This is a genomic window from Sphingobacterium multivorum (genome assembly GCF_039511225.1).
Classification (GTDB): Bacteria; Bacteroidota; Bacteroidia; order Sphingobacteriales; family Sphingobacteriaceae; genus Sphingobacterium.
Map to the genome: position 1 here is coordinate 4,170,229 of NZ_CP154261.1, position 20,310 is coordinate 4,190,538.

The following is a 20,310-nucleotide window of genomic DNA, read 5'->3' on the forward strand; positions in this document are numbered from 1 at the left end:
TTAGGAAATCAATTTTTTGTTGTTATAAATTGGCCGGTAAAATCCACTGGCCGTTCAAACGGCTTTAGGATATCATCCAACACAACCGCCACTTGAGCCCTTGTTAACACTTGATTTTCTTTTGCTGCAATGACGGACCAGATTTTATCTTTATCCAAAGTGGGATCGACTTGGAGCAATAGAGCCGCAAAAAATCCTGCGGTCACATCGGCACCCGAGCCAGCGACTTTATCGGCCGCTGGATAATAACTACGCATACCATCGATCAGATCCACTTCGCTTATACGGTGTTCGGGATAGAACCAGGTCTGATTGGCCCATTTGTATGGCACACCTCTGCCTTTAAGAATACCTGTTGCTCCAATACGTTGGATTACCTGAAAAAGGCTATCTTTTGGATCAACATCTATAAAGGGCATGAGATAGGCATGATTATCCAAAAGTACTTGTTGCACTTGTCGCAACGAAAGTTCTTTGGGGCTTACACCTTGTTTTGCGGACAGCGCTGCAAGTACTCCGGCAGCTTGACCAACACCCAATACCACTGGCTGAAGGCGGGTGGCTCCAGCCACAATATTGCTCACACTGATGCTTTTTTCAGCAACGATAAAATCCGTTACTTTCTCAGGAATCAAACTTCCAAGGGGCACATTATAAGAAGGTACCCGAATCTTAACAAAATCGATTTTGGGTGCATCCGGGTTCTTCAGGTGATGATGGTCGATGGTATAGTCGCCTACTATCCCACCAGTGCGGTATAAGGGCAGCTCCTGCTCATAAGGACGCTGCAGATAAGGCAATGTCAACTGTACCAAGCCCTTAGCGCGTCTAGACTCGCGATGATAAGCAATAAAGGGAAGTTTATCGGCCGTATCATATTCATCATCGGCAAGCCCCAAGTTTTTAAAACCAAGCTGATTTTGAAGATGATATACAAAACGTAAGGTATGATCTTTCGCCTTTTGCAACTCCAAAGCCCTCGCCTTTGGCGACATTTCGATAATATTCAGGTAGATATCATTTCCATCTTTAGGCCAGTTTATCATGTATTTTCCATTCGGCAATTTCCCATAGGTAATCATTTGATCACAATTGATGATAGGCGTATCACTGTGTGAAGCAGGATCTTTAACATCACAGGCATGTTCAAATTCTTTAGGATCATAACCCTGAGGTTTCTTTAGCAATCTCTTTGGATCAGCACCATAGTCTTTCAGAATAGCGACATAAGTAAGGTCTTGAATTATTGAATTGGCCTTTTCGGGGGCAAATTCTTCTTTCGTATCGTAGCGGCTATCCATACCGATGCTGTAAGCAACATCCGCACGCGGCAAGAGATCACCCAATTCCGTCGCATCGACTAAAATAGAAGCGTTTACGGTTTTCTTTTTTCCTTCCTGTTCAATGGCAACGGTCCAGCCTTTAGCCTGTTTTTTCAGGTCTAAAAGGGTACTTTTATACCAAACGTCAATATTTTTTTCGGCTCCAACCATCTTTTTTAGCAAACGGTTACCGACCGAAGGTTCAAATAGCGTATTGCTTACCCAGCCTGTTTCCACGGCCTTTGGACCACCATAATAGGCATAAAGCTCTGCCCTAAATTCGCCCCATATTCCCGAAGGCATACGATGGTTACCGTCAATAGCGGAGACCCCAGCGGCAGTGAGCATACCACCCAACCAGCTTGTCTCTTCCACCACAAGGACCTTACTTCCCAAACGGGCAGCCTGCAAAGCCGCAGAAACACCGCTTGCGCCTCCCCCAGCAATCAAGACATCGTATGAAGCAACAGCCTGCCCCTGCGAGGAGAGCGTGACAGAAACCAATAAAATAGAAAAAAAAGATTTAAACCAATTCATATGAGGTTAATTGCAGTAAATAATTTGAAAAATACGCGCCAAATACCGACGTAAGAACCAGAGATACACGGTTTTGTTGTCGGACTAAAGGATCAGTATAAGGTGAATAAAACATAGGTTATCGATTAATGGATCAGACGATTAAAATAAGCGAAATGAACCGGAATGGTTTTAGCCCAATAGCCAGAGGTATGAGCGCCGGGCTGAGCAATATAAGTGGCTTTGATCTTGAGTACATCACAGCTATCCCGAAGGGACTTATTGGCCCCATATAGGTAATCTTCAGTACCACAATCAAAAATAAATGTCTTTTCAGTCCCTACGATCTTATGGACATTATGAATGGCACTAAAACGATCGAATAATGGATTTTGATCGCTGTATTGCCCTAAATGTTGTGCTAGACTTGTCTTCTTGAAAGCCGAATGTCTCAGATTGACAACTCCCGAACTGCTACCGGCACTCTTAAAAAAAGATGGATAGTTAAAAAAGAGCCAAAGTGCACCATGCCCCCCCATGCTCACACCCGTAATAAATGAGTTGTCCCGATCCGTATGATATTTATCCTGTATGTAAGGCATTAATTCCCCTGTCAAAAATCGACCAAATTGTGCTCTGCCTTTTTGTGGACTGTCTAAAAACCAGCTCGTACCAAGACCATCAGGGCATACAACGACAAAGCCATATTGATCGCTCAATGCCTGAAAATCGATAAATCTTGACAGGCTTTTATAATTTGCCCCATGGCTATGCAACACATATACAACAGGTAAGGCATGGTTGCCCGGCTTCATCTTTGGTGTATAAACGTAGCCAGAATCTACTCCAGAAAGATGAGCAGACTGTAAGGTATAAAGCTTTTGTCCTTTGGCCAACATGCTGCCGACCACACATAAAAGGCATATGATTAAACGCATTGGTATAATTGAGTCAGTCTTTAGATTTATAGTGAAGCTAAATTAATAATAAAATTTATAATAAAAAAAGTATTTAATAATTTTTTTTATTTAATACTACTTTATTACGGTATTTTATAACGAAGTAATTACGGATAGACCGTTGAAATAAAAAAGAGCATGGAAGGTTTTTCCAATGCTCTTTTTATTCCCAAGATGAAACACCTGGTAATGAATTGACTTACTTATTTCGTAAACCTTATTTATTCTTTATTTTATCCGGCATTTTACCGTTGCTGTTTTCAACCAAGGTGCGGTAAAACGTACATCGACCGTTTCTCCAGATTTACCCAAAGCCTGAACATAAGTGATCATCTTTCCGTGATAAACGCGCTGCTTCTTGTCCGTATAATCGCCCATATCGGCATTATTTCCAGCTTCCATTCCAAGTAGACGCGCATTTCCCACGATATCACAGGTGATTTCATCCTCCGAAATAACGACAGGAACGCCCTTTTCATCCAGGATCTTCAAAGCAATCTGGATCACTCCACCAGCTTCGACTTGCTGATTACCCAACATGACAGCTTGAATAACTGCGGGTCTCTCGCTGGATTGAATCGCATGCCGAACGACCTCCTTGCCATTCGCATCCAAACCCACAACCTCTAGCTTTCCTGCTTTATAAGGAATGTCCCAAAAGATGATCCCTGTTTTCTGATCGTAGTTTTTCTTTTCGCCCACCACTTGAGCATCCAATTCTAAGCGCGCGCTAGCACTATTGGTATAACAGACCACCCTGATCTGCTGGCCCTCTTGGTAGTTCCAGACTGGCCAGGCGTCCATGGAAGGTGCCTCATTTTTCCGTTGCCCCTGTTCAGATTCCAATGCAGACCAAACATCTGTGGCTGCGGCACCTCCCTGCAATGGATAAGTACCCAAGTAAGCCATCGGTTTATCCAACCACAGTGATTGACGGTAATAGCCTCGCGGCTTGATAAAACCTGCGAAATCCAGCAGTCCTGAATAAAATCCACGTGAAGGCCAACGCCCCGACTCTCCGAGATAGTCAATACCTGTCCACAAAAATTGGCCAAATATATGGTTGTTGTCACGTACCGCAAGCCATGCTGGAAGATCATGTCGATTCTCGCTTCCAAAAATTACCCGTGCTGGATAGCGCTGATGATCCTGCTGATAACGACTTTCAGTATAATTGTATCCAGCAATATCAAGCGCTCCCGGATAGGCTGTTTCATTCGACATCGCTACCCCAGCAAGCCCTGCTGTAACAGCCCTGCTTTTATCATATTTTTTTACAACCGCTACCAAGCGTTTGGCGATATCTCCCAATCGCATCGCATCTGGTGCATCCTTTTTGTAACCACCATACGAGGCCTGTGTGAAACCACCTTCCTTCTTCTCGCCGTTAAGGACAGGATGTGAATAAGGGTCATTTGGATAATCCACTTCGTTGCCTATGCTCCAGGCGAAGATCGAAAGGTGATTGCGGTCTCTTTTGACCATATCGGCCAGATCCTGCTCTCCCCAGGATTCAAAAAAGTCGTATGATCCCTCAAAACCCGGTGTCCCGACATTCCATCCCTGTAACCATTTCCTCTTCGGGTACTCCCACTCGTCGAAGGCTTCGTCCATAACAAGTAAACCGAGCTCATCACATAAAGCATAAAGTGATGATGCCTGCGGATTATGACTGGTTCGAATGGCATTAACCCCCAAAGATTTTAAGGTGAGCAGTCGGCGGCGCCATACTTCAGTATACATTTCAGCTCCCAATACCCCAGCGTCGTGATGCAAACAAACGCCTTTGACTTTCATCCAAGAATTGTTTAAGGCAAAGCCCTTGTTCGGATCAAATGTAAAGGCCCTAAAACCTGTTTTCACCTCTGACTGATCAACCCGCTTTCCATTTTGGCTTACGATGGTCCGCAGGGTATATTGTGTGGGTTGATCCAAACTCCACAACGATGGATTCGATACTGCCAATTGCTGTGTTACAGTTGCCTTATCCGCGGCCCCGACCTGCACTTTCTGCGACTTTTTGGCAACCACCTTTCCTGTTGGATCAAGCAGCTCCTGTTCCACTTTAATCGGGGCAGCAACTTGCATACTGTTGACAAGGGCTACTTCTGTATTTAAAATTCCTTTTCCTTGTCTTAGTTCTGGATATGCATAGACTCCCCATTGATCGATATGCAGCGTATTCGCCTTTACAAGCCATACATCGCGATAGATTCCTGATCCTGTATACCATCTTGAATCGGCGCTTTTACTATGGTCGACCTTAACAACGATGGTATTTTCCTTTCCAAACTCAATGTATGGTGTGATATCGTACGAAAAGGAAACGTAGCCATTGGGCCGCTTTCCAACCGATTTACCATTGACAAAAACTTCGCTTCGGTTGTAAACCCCCTCAAAATATAGAAACAACCTTTTCCCCTGATCTTCCACTGGTATGGTCAGTTGTTTTCGATACCAGCCAATGCCGCCCGGTAAATAGCCCGTCGCACTGGCGAGCGTTGGGCTCAGTGGATATTTTACGCTCCAATCATGGGGCAAACTAATGGGCTGCCAGCCTGCGCGATTCTTTTCAGCGCCTGCCTGTCCTTCAATATCGCCCAAATGGAAACGCCAATCCGAATTCACACGTTCGGCGATACCAAATCCGGGCTGTGCATATAAGCTATTCATACCCAAATAACTTGACACAGCTAAAACGGCCAGATTTCTTATTATTTTTTTCATTGTACTATATGCATAAGGTTTAGTGATTAAAGTGTAGGAACGACAGGCAATACATGGCCCTGATCATCAAAAAATAACCGGTCCATGCACACCTCTCGATTAAACCCAGCAGCATCGCCCATATCGATACCTTTGGGATAATTAAAACGATGATATACAATATACCATTCATCTTTACCTGGAATCTGCAAAATAGAATTATGTCCTGTACCATAAATTCCTTGGGTAGGATCCTTTTGCAAGACTAAATTATTTTCAGGAACAGTGATCGGTCCATCTGGAGAAGTCGCGGTTCCATAACGTACCCGATAATTTTCACTTCGGGTGTCATCCTCCGACCAAAAGAAATAATAAAGACCTTTTCGGTAGACAACATAGGCGCCTTCCCGGAAAGTCTTGTCGGGTGTTAACACTTTGATTGTATTTCTTTTAATCGAGATCATATCCTTATTGAGTTCAGCAACAGCCAGGTAGCCATTTCCCCAATACAGGTAGCTTTTTCCCGATTTCGGATCGTTAAACACTGCAGGGTCAATTTCCTGCCCTCCTTTTACACCATTTGGTTTGAAATCGATCAAGGGTTTACCTGAATCTTTAAATGGGCCTGTTGGCAAATCGGCCACCGCAACACCAATCTTTTGGGCCGCTGTAAAGTAATAATAGTACTTATAATCGTTCTTGATTTTCTTTTCCGTAATTGTAGGTGCCCATGCATGTCGAGGCCCCCAAGCAACATCTTTTTTCAGATCCAAAATCACACCCTCATCTTTCCAATGACTTAGATCTGTGGAAGAAAAAGTTTTAAAATAATAACCACCCCAACCGTCAAAGCCATCACTCGTTGGATAGATATAGTATTTCTTTGTTTTGTTGGAATAGAGGACATCCGGATCGGCATAAAAGCCATCCAATACTGGATTCTTTCTGAATGTGAATTCCATATCTTTGGGTTTCCCCCATTTGGTGGTCAAATCCAGAATTTCTTGTCTTGAAATAGGAATGATGGTCCCATGCCGTGGATGAAAATCCATGTCAATTTGATGGTCGATTACTTTAAAACGATCAAGGTCTTCAGAGGTGCAGAATTGATACTTCCCCTTACCATAGACATCATACATCAGGATATATTTGTCCGACTGATTGAGTTTAAAGACACTGGATCCTTCCACAGCATCATTGGTCTGTTGTTTATAGCCCGGTTGTTCAATCCACTTACCCGAAGTCAGGGAATCGGTTATCGCCAGCTTAATGCCATTTCCATGTCCTTCGGTCTTGTAAAAAAGGTAGAATAAACCGTTCTTTGAAATAATATCGCCATCGATACAGGATTTACCATTTTTTGGAAGAAACAGCACGTTAGGTTCGGTTTCAAAATCTGTAAAGTCCTTGTTTGCATAAGCATAGTAGATGATATCTGGACCATTTCCGTGCTGCATGGACCAGTACACCATATATTTGTCCACGGAAGGGTCAAATATAGTCTGGGGCGCCCATACTCTTTTCAACGCTTCCTGACCTTTGAAACGCTGCTGTATATCGATTGCCTGATGGGACCAATGGACAAGGTCTTCGGATTTTAGCAGGATCAAACCCCGATTAGAATCCCAGCCTTTGGAGGAAGTCATGTCGGTGAGCACCATATAAAATGTTTTTCCATCTTCGCCACGGAGAATATGCGGATCACGTACACCGCCGGTTTTACTGATTATCTTCGAATCCAGGATAGGCTGATTGTCATTCAACGCGCGATAGGTATAGCCATCTGTGCTGATCGCAAAACAAACAGCTTCGTCTACAACAGCATTCCCTTTGAAATAGGCAAATAAGTAACCTGCAAAATCTTTCTCGGTAGGTCCGCTGCGATAAACCTGTGCAAAAACACCGCATGTAGCATGTATTAAAAATAAGGTAACTAAGATTGAAATTCTGTTTTTTTTCATGAAGATTTAGTTGAAGAAATAAGCATTGGCTTATTTTCGCGTCTATACATTTTTGCATCTCTAAAAGCCACGGGATTTGATCCCGTGGCTTCGTAATCTGACCATTTAACTTGTCGTCAGTACCTATTTTAAAGCTATTTTTTGAACGGCAGTATAGTAGTACTCTCCCGATACCGTAGCTTTCACCCCTATTCGGGCAAACACATAATCGAGGTTTTTCAAATTGTCCGGCAACTCTCCGACAATCCTCGTCGGTTGACCGAAAGCAACGTTAGCCAAATTGGCGTCCACACGTAGCTCGCGTTGTACCTGATCTGTCAAGACAGATTTACCGAGGTAAAGACGCACAAACTCCAAATTTGCCGTACCTACTATTCTGTTCACCGTAAAGTTAGCCGAAATACTGTTATTATTTTTTTGAAAAGACTCGTTTGTCACCGTAAAATAGGGTGTTACAGGTACATCAATGGTCGTATTGCCCTTCACTTGTACCAAAACCGTATCAGTTGCCTGTTGCAGCCATGGTGAATCTCCTTTCCGCACCAATTTGTATTCGCCATCAAAAAGACTAACAGAAAAAGAGCCGTCCTGATCAAAATATACGGGTATTGCTGAGCGAAGCGGGTACCCATCCTGCCATAATTCCAATTGAGGGCCGTTATTCCGAACGCCAATCGCCTTCCCCTCATAAACAACGCGTCCTGAAAGGGTTGATTTTGGAGCTTCAAAATTATCATATTCGCAACCTACAACGAGAAGACTTGCAAAAGCTATCAATAAGCTTAAAAATTTTATTTTCATGGTTCAATTAGATTAATGGAATGGATTTCTAACTATTTTAGGATTTTTATTGATGACATCCTGACTAATGGACGCATAATAATTGGCCATACGGAAAAAGCGTGCCTTTCTGAAACGCGCGGGTCTTACCCGTTCATAGATATACTTACCGTCATCGGCATGCCCTGGACGCACGACACGATAAGCATATAGTCCATATACAACCGCGTTGGGATCATTTTCAGATCCGTCCCACACCAAATGTGCAATACGCCACCTTTTAAGATCATAGTAACGATGATCTTCGAAGGCAAGTTCGACACGGCGTTCATTTCGGATAATATCCATCGTTAGGTTACTGATGCTATTGGCCGGGAATCCTGCTCTTTCCCGTAACTTATTGACATAGATTCTTGCGTCTACAGTCTGTCCCAACTCAAATGCAGCTTCTGACGCATTGAGATAAATTTCCCCCAGACGAAACCACGGCCACCAGTTAGCAGCTGATGTACCGCGTGTACTGGCTGCCGGCGCATCACTGACAAATTTACGGATATAGAAACCGGTGTTGCTTACATCCTGTGCATCATAAAGCGGTCCATCAAAGCCGGTCCACAAACCACCACTCGCATAATTTTGTCCCAGTTGTGGTGCTGCAGTAAACTGGTAGGCTCCATTTGCCCCCCAAGTTGCCACTCCAGCCTGAATACTTACAGCGCGTCCGCGGAATGAAGTTCCCGGATAAATCACCGTTCCAAACAAACGGGCATCTTTATTTGCAAAAATATCGTTGATATTTTGGTAGGCTACGTAATTTCCTGCGCCGTTTTTATCATGTAGTGTACCTTTGCTACCATCTAAGTAATCAAAACTTTCCACAAGGCTCAACGATGGCGAAATCGTCGATGACGACTCATTGTCTTCGGTCAGACTTCTGACGATATTGTCATAAGCAAAGCGGTGAACTTTTAAACTCGTTACAAAATCCTTTGCAAAGATGACCTCAGCACCAGTTTTCTTATTGAGCATATCATAAAAATTGGCACCTTTATCGGCATTCTCATTGTAAAGCGCATAGGGACCGTTCATAATTTCCTTGGAGGCAGCCAGCGACTTGGTATAATACCCAGTAGCCATGTTGGCAGGAATTCCCACTTCTCCCCCTGCAGTCGTTATCGGTGAGGCCATCAGATTATTATATTTCGCGATGGATGCCGCATAAAGCATTGCCCGACTTTCCAAAGCTAATGCCGTATACTTGTTGGCCCTGGTCTTACTGGCATTATAGACGGCGAGATCTTCCTTGATCTCTTCCAGTTCTTTGTAAATAAAATCGTAGACTTCATACTCTTTGGCACGTGCCACCTGCAATGGTGTTGGATCGCCGCTAAAGTCATAGATAAGTTGGGTAGTGACAATCGGAACGCCCCCCATGCGTTTGACGAGTTCGAAGTAAACAAAAGCGCGGATGAAGCGTAATTCGGCTTTATACTGCTTGCGTTGTGCATCAGACAATTGTGTACTGAACTGATCGATATTTTCTAGGGAAAGATTCAGATCCCGAATAAGTCCATAGTCCCAATAGCGACCGTAGTCGTCGCCAAATTGGTAATCGTTACGCCAGTTTTGATCGCGATGTCCCGACCACATCGCATCATCCAATTCGGTCATTCCTCCTGTATTGAAAACACCATGTAACGTTGGCATTCTATCGTAATAATTGGCGACGAGTGAAGTCAATAGTTTCGGATCATTCCAAAGCTGTGCATCGGTAATCAATGATTTTGAATCCCGGTCAAACCAATCGTCGTGACTGCAGCTGCTCAACGAGGATAAGGTCAATAAAGCAACGCCTATGTAGGTAAGTTTAAATCGTAGTTTCATGTTAAAAAGTCATATTAAATCCAACCATAAATACCCTTTGCTGTGGATATACTACTGCTGCTCTAGCTTCGATCTCGGGATCAATCTGGTAGTCTTTGACATTGTCAAACGAAATCAAGTTTGAAGCATTGATATAGAACCGTATTTTTTCGGCCTTAATCTTTTGAATCCATGCTTTTGGCAGATTGTATCCAACCTCCAGGTTGCGGACTCGGAGGTAACGCACATTGGTCAACCAAAAATCACTGTTTCGACTATTGGGACCTGAGTTGCCGTTGCGAATCGCAGGGTAGCGTCCCGGAATCCATTCGCTGTTTGGATCATAAGGGTCTTTGCGATGCCATCTATCTTCCAGCAGGTAGGCTGGAGAATTGCCTCCACCATGGAAGGCATTACGTAACTCATAATCCTGAAACCAGGATTGCACCGCACCACCGGCCAAATCGACATTTAAGTTGATGCCTTTCCAGTCAAGTCCTATCCGACCACCGAAGCTCATCATCGGTGCCCAACCCGTCGGATAACCAATCGGACGCTGATCCATATCATTGATAACACCGTCGCCGTTTACATCTTTATAAATGAGATCACCAGGAAGTTGTGTCCTATTGTTCTGACCATCATTATTGATCGGATGGTTGCGGATCTCTTCTTCTGACTGAAATCTTCCGACAACTTGGTATCCCCACCATACTCCACCCCAGCGGTCTTCAATCGAGTTACGGTATTCATTCCACGAATTACTGAAACGAGGCTTATAGGTTTCTAGGTCACGATAACGTGAAAAAGTCATATTCCCACTGACAACATAGTTAAGTTCACCGACCTTATCGGTATAGGTAATGATACCTTCCGCACCATAATAGCCGTTTTTGCCGAGGTTTTCATTGGGAAGGTCATAACCGATTTCAGCTGGTAATAGGACATCGTATCGTTTGCCAGGATATCCTGTACGGATAATTTTAAAGATATCGGCCGTCAATGTCAGCTTATTATTCAACAAGGTAGCATCGACCCCCATATTATAATTGGTATTTTTAACCCAGGAGAGGTTGCGCACTGGTAAACCTCTAGGCTGTACCCCGGGCACATAGGCTCCGTCTAAGACAGCACTTCCAGCCGCCCAATTATATCCGGCAAGGTAATCATGCATTCCCACGCCCTCTTCAAGTCCGGTTTGCCCGATCGAACCACGGATTTTAAGGTCACTCACCACGGATTTCAAAGGCTTGAAGAACCCCTCATCCGAAATACGCCAACCTACTGATGCTCCTGGAAATAATCCCCAGCGTTTACCCTCATAATATTTAAAGGACCCATCATAACGGCCCAGAACTTCCAGAAGATACTTGCCCTTGTAGTTGTAATTGATACGACCAATATATCCAGCCCGAGCCTCGTAAGCCCATTCATCGGCCAAACTATTGAGCTCCGACAGTCTCAACAACGGAATATAATTGTTCGAAGGATTTGCGCCCAACGCTTTATACGTCCGGTCCCAGTCTGAGCGCTCATAGCCTAACATTCCTGCGAAAGTGTGATCGCCGATCTGCTTGTTATAATCGATCTGGAACTGCGCAAACCGAGAAACAATCTCCCTCGTGGTATCGTAACGCCAGCCAGCATCACTTCCGCCAGTTCGCTTATAGGCATTATTTTCGTATCGATATACATCATAGGTATATTGGAAGCCTTCAAATTTATTGTTGGTATAATTGTAAGAAACAGTTCCCTTTGCCGACAAACCAAAATTTGTCTTATAGGCCGCAAAGAGATTCACATTTCCAGCAAGGTATTTATTGTCTTTATAGCCGGCAATATCGCGACTAAAGAGAGCCGGGTTATAGGGAAAATCATTGGTATGATTGATATACTCTGGATTGTCATTTGCATAAGGGCCTACCGTCGGTCTATTTTTCATAATAGCCAAAATCGAGGAGAAGTAGCCATCTCCACCTGGTAAGCCAACATCCTGGGTTCCCTCATGTCTTCCTGAAATCTGTGTACCGACAGTAAACCCCTTCAGCACCTCAGCTTCCATATTGGCCTGAAAATTGGTTCGCTTATAATTGAAATCCTTGATCATTGCATCCTGATTGAGGTGGCCCAATGACAGGAAATAATTTGATTTTTCACTTCCACCGGTGACATTGGCATTGATGTATCGCTGTGGGATATTCTTACGGATCACCATATCATAATAATCATAGCCTTGGTAGCCGGGCTCTGTTCCAGCCTGCCATTTAGCCAACTCTTCGGGCGTATAAACCGTCTTCGGATCACGGTTTTCATTCTGCGCAGCCTCAACCAATCCACGTGTGTATTGTTTCGCGTTTGCCATGGTCGGAAAACGTGTCAAATTCTGCCAGCCTTGGTAGCCATTAATATTGATTTTTGCACTTTCTCCTTTTGCTCCTTTTTTGGTGGTAATAAGTACAACACCTCTAGAAGCACGGAATCCATATACTGCCGCTGCGGCATCTTTCAAAATAGAGATACTCTCAATATCTTCGAGATTCAGCGAGTTGAAGATATCTGCTCCGGAGCCATTCTGTGTACCGACCCAGTCAGTACCTTCCTGACCGCCGTAAGCGACCCCATCAATTACATATAATGGCGAGCCCATATTCCGGATTTCAATCGCTGCACCACGACCCGGACGCGCGTCTTTGGCACGCACGGAGATCCCCTGCACCTTTCCTGCCAAAGCCCCAGCAGTTGTCGTCGATGATGACCGTACAATATCCTCTGATTTAATATTGCTTACTGCCCCCGTAATATTACGTTTGGACTGTTTACCATAACCAACAACGACGACATCCTCCAAAACATTTTCATCTGCCTCGAGCTGGATTTTTAAATTTGTTGTTCCATCCAATGGAACTCGGCGAGTCTTATATCCAACAAATGACACAACGAGCGTTCCTTTGTTGGCATTCAGCTCAAATTTCCCCGATTTGTCTGTTGAGGTTCCCTTTCCCCCTTCTAGGAGGAGTACACTCGCACCAACGATAGGCTCGTTTGCTTTGTTGAAAACTTGTCCCGTAACCTTCTCCTGCGCATACAGCAATGTTGGCATCACACTCAACATGGTGTAAAAAGAAGCAATCTTTAAGTTTTTCATAAATTTAAATACGAATTAAACAGTAAATAATACAATCTAGCCGGACAAGACAATATGATGGTAAACTATGGTCTACTTTGGTTATTTCTTTTGCATCGTTGCCACCCCTACCTAGATTTTATAATTGGATAATACCTCAAACTTAGCCCATTTTGCAGCATTACATCATATACAAATCCGTCAAAAACCATATAATTTTCAGTCAAAAACAGCTTTTATAATATATTTAAGGCATATTTCCTGTTTGATGAAACCTGAGCCTGCTTTTATTGGTCTGCCATGGGGAAGCTGTTTTATGCGAAAAAAAATACCCCTAGCCACGGAGGAGTAGCAGGGGCATTATGAGCTTTTGTGTATTCTTTTAATACGTTACCCGGATCTTATTGTCGGCTCGTTGGTATTCGGAAGGTAGCTGGCCAAACTCTTCCTTAAAGCACTGCCGAAAATAAATTGCACTATTGATTCCGACCATAAACGACACTTCAGTCACATTATATTTCCCCGTCCGAAGTAGATCCGCAGCCTTGTGGATACGTATCTTGCGAACCAGTTGATTGATATTTTTACCTGTGATCCCCTTCAACTTGCGGTATAAGGTAGACTGACTCATATTCATTCGGTCAGCAAGGGCAGCAGCGTCCAATACTTCATCCTGCATATGCTGCTCGACAATCTGCATAAAATCCTGAACAAATTCATTTTCCCGCCACAGCTCCTCAGGAGGTTTTTGCTCGGTATAATCATCTGAATAGGGTGATTTGCTGTTTAAACTTTCCAAAACCAGTTCATTGATCTGTTTCTGTCGGCTCAATAGGTTGTCGATACGTTTGAAGAGTAAAGCTGCCGTAACAGGCTTGATCAGATAGGAGTCTATCCCCAGATCATACCCCCGTTGCCGGTCTGCATCGGTGTTTTTCGCCGTCAATAGTAGCAGTGGAATATGACTTGTACTGCGTTCCTGTTTGAGCTGCTGTACCAGCTCAAAGCCATCCATATCGGGCATCGTAATATCACTGATCACCAGATCAGGTATTCGTGCCATCGCCGTTTTATAGCCCGCAGCTCCATTTTCAGCAAGTACCACATCATAATGCCTTTGCAGGGTAGTTCCCAGATACTCACGGAGCTCCCAATCGTCCTCGACCAGTAGAATCAGGGGGCGCTGCGAAGCCGTGGGCGGTTCGCTTTCTTGTGCGACAACTTGATCTACTTTTAGCTTGACCGTAAATGTAGTGCCTAGCCCAAACGTGCTACTTACCTCCACCTTTCCACGATGTATTGCAACAAGTTCCTTGACCAAAGCAAGGCCAATTCCTGTACCTTGCGTACCTGTGCCTGGAATCTGATAATACTTTTTGAAAATCCGCTCAATATCTTCTTCGGCAATACCAACACCCGTGTCTTCTACAGACAATATGGCCCAATGATTTAGATCTGCACCTTCGTAGCGCAGGCTTAGTTTAATATAGCCCGACGCTGTGTATTTATACGCATTCGACAATAAATTGTCGACAATCAACTGCACAATTTCTGCATCAAACAACGTACGTATATCCTCGGCAGGGAGTTCGGACGATACGCGAAGACCAGGTTTGTGATTCAATGTTTTATATTTATGTGTCAGATCGGCTAGCATTTCGCCCAAGGATCCAGCTTCGGGGACAAAGGGTTTAAATTGCGATTCTACCTTCCGAAACTCCAAAAGCTGGTTGACCAATGTGAAAAGTCTATTGGCACTTTTCTGAACCGTCTGAACTAATGCACGGTGTTTCTCAGCAAGCTGCTTTTCTTGCGACAGGTCCTCAAGGGGGCCTAGGATCAACGTCAGGGGTGTACGCAATTCATGGGTAATATGCGTATAGAAGTTCATCCGCTCGGCATGCAGCTGTTCGTCCTGTAGGTGTTGTCGCTCTTTAAATTTTAGTTCCGATTCGGCTTTCATTCTCTTGAAATAAAAGGAAATGATCACATATCCAATCAGCAGTACGAGTACTATATAAAACACCTTAGCAGGTAAGCTTAAATAAAAAGGTGGCGCGATGTTAATCAGCAGCTGTTGGTACTCGTGCGACCACTTACCGTTTTTCATTCGCGTACGAATGAGCAGCTCATGCTCACCATAGGGAATATTGCGAAAGTCGAGGTTTGTCTCATTGCCCAGAAAAATCCAATCATTATTGAATCCCTCCAATTGATACCCAAATTCGACCAATCCATCCAAAGCAAAATCCATGACAGCAAGTTCGATGCGAAAACTATTTTCCTCATAATTGAGCGTGATAGTCTTTGTGCCCGACGGATATTTATCAACCTGCGCATTGGATTCGCCCGATTGAAAAACAATAAATCGGCTCACACTTACAGGCGAAGTAGGTAAATCGGATGGAATAGCTGTGGGATTGAAATAACACATCCCTTCCTGCATCCCAAAATACAGGCGTCCTTCTGTATCCTTTCCAACGCTTCCGTTGATAAAGCCTCCCAAGGGTAAACCAAAGGATTGGTCGTAGTGTAGAAAACGTCTCTCTTGCGGGACATAGCGTAACATCCCCGATTTGGTTGCGCACCAAATATTTCCGGTATGATCCTCAGCAACTCCATTGACAAACAGCCAAGCATTACCTTCCGGGGGTAACAATACTGCGAGATCACCGATTTTCTTACCTGCATCCTGCATGGCCAATCCGTGGTTTGTAGCGATCCAAATATTATTATCCCTATCGCGTAGCAAATGATTGATTGTATTATTGCGCAATCCACTCTTATTGTCCATCTTACGAAGCAGCTTACGGTCGGAATTATATACATAGAGTCCCTGCCCATAAGTTCCTACCCACATATTGTGCTGACCATCTTCCACTAGCGTTCGCGGTGCATAATCACCAAGCATAGGCTTATTGATCAGAAGCTTTTTAACATGGTGTGCCACTCCATTGTATATAAAAAGACCTTGATGGGCAGCAATCCAAATGTGCCCCAAATGATCCTCATATATCGCACGAACTTCGGTCACCGACTCCCCTAAATCGATCATATGCCAATCGGAAGATCCAGCATATTGGACAGCAATCCCGCCCTTCCGCAATCCCATCCATACATGCTGATGCCGATCCTTAAATGCCGTAAGTATAAAATCGTCGGGCAATCCATTTTTTTGGGTAATTTGTCGCAACAAACCGCCTTCAGCATTCATTTCTACTATACCCGAGCCCTCAGTTACCAGTCGAGTCCGATTTTCACCAGTTAATACATTACTCACTGTTGCCAATCGGTCAGGTAACATATTGTCTGAAGGAAAAACACTAAAAAAAGGAGCCATATGCGAAACAACCCCTACACCTCCACCATATAACGCCAGCCAAATATTTCCGAACCGATCGGGAGTGATATGCTGGACCATGGTATTATTACCTTTGCCAAGATCAAAAAGCTGTATGTGCTGCACGCCTTCAAAACGTTTATCAAACGTATATTTCGGCTGCAGCAAAAATAGTTGCGATGACTCGCCTCCAATCCACAAGGTATTGCCAATTTCCTTGATTGCGTAGACAAAAGGTTCATTCCCATTTTTTGCTAATCCTGCCAAAGGGACTTGCTGTAATCGACCTGATGCCGGATGATATACTGCCAAGCCTTTACGGGTTCCAATCCACACATTTCCAGCCTGATCACAAAACAACACTTTAATCTCATTATCAGGAAGTTTACCCAAGGTATTCTGATAAGTCAATCGTTTCAATGAGCGACGAAGAGGATCTAAAATTGTCAGGCCCTCATTTACATGCCCAATGTAAAGCATGTTACTGCGATCTTCAGCTAAGGACCAAACACTATTCTCGGGAAGTCCGGGACAATTTTTCTTATTGAAATGATTAAACTCTTTAGTTATTGGATCGAAATGCTGTACACCTTGATGATAGGTGGCCAGCCACAGTTTTCCATCTTTCCCTTCAATCATATCGGTTATATCATTTGTCGCGATGGATTTCGGATTAGTGCCGTCATGTGTGTAATAGCTAAATTTATTTGTACGTAAGTCAAGTACATTCAGGCCATTGGACCGCGTTCCGATATACACTTTCTTGTCGGTATAAAGCAAGGTATTGATTTCATTACTATTGACCGATAGCCCATCCGGCTTGTCTGTTGCATAAAATGATTTAAAAGACTTCCCTGCATACCGGTTCAATCCCAGCTCGCTGGCTATCCACATAAATCCGTCATCATCGTGCACAATATCCAGCACCTGCTGATTGGTCAGACCATCTTGAAGGGAGAAAAAATGGACGCGATTAGGCTGTCCATAAACGTGGGCCAACTGCCAAAAGAAAACAATGCTAATAAGAAAATTTTTCATAGCTCTACCACCACCAATAAATTAACAACACCAACCTACTTTATTGAAAGGCTTCTCTGCAAAATATCAAAGCAGTCAATCCACAGGCAACTTTTTACGATCTTGTTTAAAACAGCAGTAAAATAATTATGCAATGAAAATATTCAAGATATAAACATACTATAGGCCTATTCAAATACAGGTTATTTTCAAGTTAAAGATAAGAATAAATATATAAATGTCGAACAAACATTTATAACAATATTAGGAGAAATGCTTTGCTTATAATGCTGAGAAGTACAGATCAACCGAAATTGCCGGCCGATACCTGAAATATTGGTATATTGCAGCAAAATCTAAAACTACTTGTGAATCACAAAAAACACATTTATGAATAAAATCTTCTCAACCTTACTTGTATCCTGTGCCCTGTACCTGCCGACATTAAGTTTTGCGCAACAAAAAAACATACTTCCTCAACTTATTCCGTTTCCTCAACAGCTGGAAGCCGGGCCGGGCCTTTTTCAGCTAAATGGTCAAGAATTGGGTTACGCTATTGATCCAGCATTTTCTTCCAGGTCACTGCCGGCATGGATCAACCAATCCCTATTCGGTCAACTGAGCAAAAAAAGCGTGAAGAAGACAAACGCCACGCTGCAATTGATCAAAGTCCAGGGCCTCTCAGATGAAGCGTATGAATTGAAGATAGATCAAAAAGGCATACAAATCATCGCTTCTTCAGAAAAGGGCGCATTTTATGGTTTACAGACAGTCCAGCAATTGTATCTACTTTCGGGAACAACAGGCAAGCTTGCTCTTCCCTATGTGACCGTAAAAGATCAGCCTGCTTTCAAATGGCGAGGTGTCGAGCTCGATGTAGCCCGCCACTTTTTTCCAAAAGATTATATCTATAAATTCATAGATCTGCTTGCAACCTACAAATTTAACAAATTTCATTTGCACCTTACGGACGATCAAGGTTGGCGCATAGAAATCAAGAAATACCCTAAACTAACCGAACAGGGGGCTTGGCGTACTTATAACAACCAAGATTCGGCCTGCTTTGTGAAAGCCAAAGAGAACCCCGACTTTAATCTGCCGAAGGAATCGATCCGTACCACAAACGGAAAGGAAGAATATGGTGGTTTCTATACACAACAAGATATCAAGGACATTGTTGCCTATGCAGACAGTCGGCAAATAGAGGTTATTCCGGAAATAGACATGCCCGGACATATGATGGTGGCTACTAAGGCCTATCCTGAGCTCCTATTGGACAGCCAATCCGCGGGCTGGGGGAAACAGTTTTCTGTCCCCATCAGTCCTTGGAAAGAAAGCAGCTATACCTTTGTTGAAAACGTTCTAGGCGAAATTATCGACTTATTTCCTTCACATTATATTCACATCGGAGCCGATGAGGTCGAAAAAGACTCCTGGTCAAAATCAGCAGCGGCCCAAGCTTTTATGAAAGAAAAGCAAATAGCGGACTTACATGATCTTCAAAGTTATTTCGTCAAACGGGTAAACAGCTTTATTCGTTCAAAAAATAAACGGAGCATCGGCTGGGATGAAATATTAGACGGTAGCTCGGACACGAGCATGATGGTGATGTACTGGCGTGGTTGGGTAAAAAATGCACCGATAGAAGCTGTAAACCGTGGTCACCGGGTCGTTATGACACCTACCAACCCGCTTTATTTTGATTATTTACCCAATAGTAGCAGCCTGGATGCCGTGTACAATATGAATGTCGTACCTACAGATATTTCCAGCCAAAAAGCACCGCTGATCCAAGGTGCACAGGCCAATATCTGGACAGAAATGATTCCTTCCGCCGCTCGATTGGAGTTTATGATTCTCCCGCGCTTAAGTGCTTTATCAGAACGTGTATGGACCAACAAACCGCTGTATGATAGCTATATCAATCGAGTAATTGCGCACTTTGGACTTTGGAACAAAATGGGTTTACGCTATCGTATGCCAGACCTCACAGGATTCGCCGAAACACAGGTTATTGTTGATGGACAATCTGTTCTAACGGTAGCAAATGAACTTCCACAAAATCAAATACACTATACAACGGATGGTAGTCTCCCAACGCAGCAGAGCCCAGTATTGAACGGTTCGCTCGTGGTTAAAAAAGAAGGGCCAATTCGTTTTGCAACAATCTCCTCTTCCGGTGCAAAAAGTGAACTTTATCAGGTTGATTTTAAAAATGATACCTGGAAAAAGAGTATAGAACCTGATGAAAATAGCATGGCTCCAGGGCTTATGGCAACACTTTTCAATGGAAATTTTGCCAACACTTCGGCCATTACAGGGCCTGAAGTACGCCGGGAAGTGATCAGCAATGTCGCTTTAAGCGATACCATCAAAATGCCTTCATTTGGTGCAAAAATACGGGGATTTATCTATGTCAAGGAAAAAGGGATCTATAATTTCTACTTCACCTGCGATGATGGCGGCGTCTTGCGGATACATGATCAGCTCGTCGTCAATAATGACGGGCAGCATGCACCGATTATGAAAAGTGGACAGATTGCTTTAGAACCAGGCTACCATCCAATTGCTGTAGATTTCCTTGAAGCTGGAGGCGGATTTACCCTAAAACTTCAATACAGTCTCAATGATTCAAAGGTAATTGATATTCCCAAAGAGTCCTTTTTCCATAAAAAGGATTAATAATCATTATGATATATAGAGAGATAACCCCAGTATGGTC

9 protein-coding genes are annotated in these 20,310 nt (G+C 43.6%); 1 reads left to right on the top strand and 8 read right to left on the bottom strand.

The genetic code is table 11. From position 1 onward, the window contains the following. Positions 1-8: 8 nt before the first annotated feature. The 8 genes from AAH582_RS17400 to AAH582_RS17435 form a co-directional block, all read right to left on the bottom strand. Positions 9-1,859: an FAD-dependent oxidoreductase gene (locus AAH582_RS17400; RefSeq protein ID WP_343319105.1), complete on the bottom strand. Its 1,851-nt coding sequence runs from the start codon at positions 1,857-1,859 to the stop codon at positions 9-11. Between the two features lie 125 nt (positions 1,860-1,984). After that, the gene (locus AAH582_RS17405) at positions 1,985-2,776 is read right to left on the bottom strand and encodes an alpha/beta hydrolase (RefSeq protein WP_343319107.1); all 792 of its coding nucleotides are present in this window, start codon (positions 2,774-2,776) and stop codon (positions 1,985-1,987) included. A 249-nt stretch (positions 2,777-3,025) separates the two neighbouring features. After that, positions 3,026-5,524: a sugar-binding domain-containing protein gene (locus AAH582_RS17410; protein WP_343319109.1), complete on the bottom strand. Its 2,499-nt coding sequence runs from the start codon at positions 5,522-5,524 to the stop codon at positions 3,026-3,028. Between the two features lie 26 nt (positions 5,525-5,550). Beyond that, the gene (locus tag AAH582_RS17415) at positions 5,551-7,464 is read right to left on the bottom strand and encodes a family 43 glycosylhydrolase (protein ID WP_343319111.1); all 1,914 of its coding nucleotides are present in this window, start codon (positions 7,462-7,464) and stop codon (positions 5,551-5,553) included. 123 nt (positions 7,465-7,587) lie between these two features. Further along, positions 7,588-8,265 carry a DUF3823 domain-containing protein gene (locus tag AAH582_RS17420; RefSeq protein WP_046675306.1) on the bottom strand — a complete coding sequence of 226 codons (678 nt, stop codon included), beginning with the start codon at positions 8,263-8,265 and terminating at the stop codon, positions 7,588-7,590. 12 nt (positions 8,266-8,277) lie between these two features. After that, on the bottom strand, positions 8,278-10,128 hold the full coding sequence (locus AAH582_RS17425) for a RagB/SusD family nutrient uptake outer membrane protein (protein ID WP_343319113.1): 1,851 nt from the start codon (positions 10,126-10,128) through the stop codon (positions 8,278-8,280). A gap of 1 nt (position 10,129) precedes the next feature. After that, positions 10,130-13,252 (bottom strand): SusC/RagA family TonB-linked outer membrane protein, encoded by a 3,123-nt coding sequence (locus AAH582_RS17430; protein ID WP_046675304.1) that lies wholly within the window; start codon positions 13,250-13,252, stop codon positions 10,130-10,132. 361 nt (positions 13,253-13,613) lie between these two features. Further along, positions 13,614-17,609 (bottom strand): hybrid sensor histidine kinase/response regulator transcription factor, encoded by a 3,996-nt coding sequence (locus AAH582_RS17435; RefSeq protein ID WP_343319116.1) that lies wholly within the window; start codon positions 17,607-17,609, stop codon positions 13,614-13,616. Between the two features lie 369 nt (positions 17,610-17,978). Here AAH582_RS17435 and AAH582_RS17440 point away from each other — a divergent pair, with 369 nt between their 5' ends. Beyond that, entirely contained in the window at positions 17,979-20,270 is a 2,292-nt protein-coding gene (locus AAH582_RS17440; RefSeq protein ID WP_343319118.1) for a family 20 glycosylhydrolase, read from the top strand. Positions 20,271-20,310: the final 40 nt, after the last annotated feature.

Excerpts from the sequence above, each read along its gene's own strand:
- AAH582_RS17400 (WP_343319105.1), bottom strand. The coding sequence starts at position 1,859 with ATGAATTGGTTTAAATCTTTTTTTTCTATTTTATTGGTTTCTGTCACG.
- AAH582_RS17405 (WP_343319107.1), bottom strand. The coding sequence starts at position 2,776 with ATGCGTTTAATCATATGCCTTTTATGTGTGGTCGGCAGCATGTTGGCC.
- AAH582_RS17410 (WP_343319109.1), bottom strand. The coding sequence starts at position 5,524 with ATGAAAAAAATAATAAGAAATCTGGCCGTTTTAGCTGTGTCAAGTTAT.
- AAH582_RS17415 (WP_343319111.1), bottom strand. The coding sequence starts at position 7,464 with ATGAAAAAAAACAGAATTTCAATCTTAGTTACCTTATTTTTAATACAT.
- AAH582_RS17420 (WP_046675306.1), bottom strand. The coding sequence starts at position 8,265 with ATGAAAATAAAATTTTTAAGCTTATTGATAGCTTTTGCAAGTCTTCTC.
- AAH582_RS17425 (WP_343319113.1), bottom strand. The coding sequence starts at position 10,128 with ATGAAACTACGATTTAAACTTACCTACATAGGCGTTGCTTTATTGACC.
- AAH582_RS17430 (WP_046675304.1), bottom strand. The coding sequence starts at position 13,252 with ATGAAAAACTTAAAGATTGCTTCTTTTTACACCATGTTGAGTGTGATG.
- AAH582_RS17435 (WP_343319116.1), bottom strand. The coding sequence starts at position 17,609 with ATGAAAAATTTTCTTATTAGCATTGTTTTCTTTTGGCAGTTGGCCCAC.
- AAH582_RS17440 (WP_343319118.1), top strand. The coding sequence starts at position 17,979 with ATGAATAAAATCTTCTCAACCTTACTTGTATCCTGTGCCCTGTACCTG.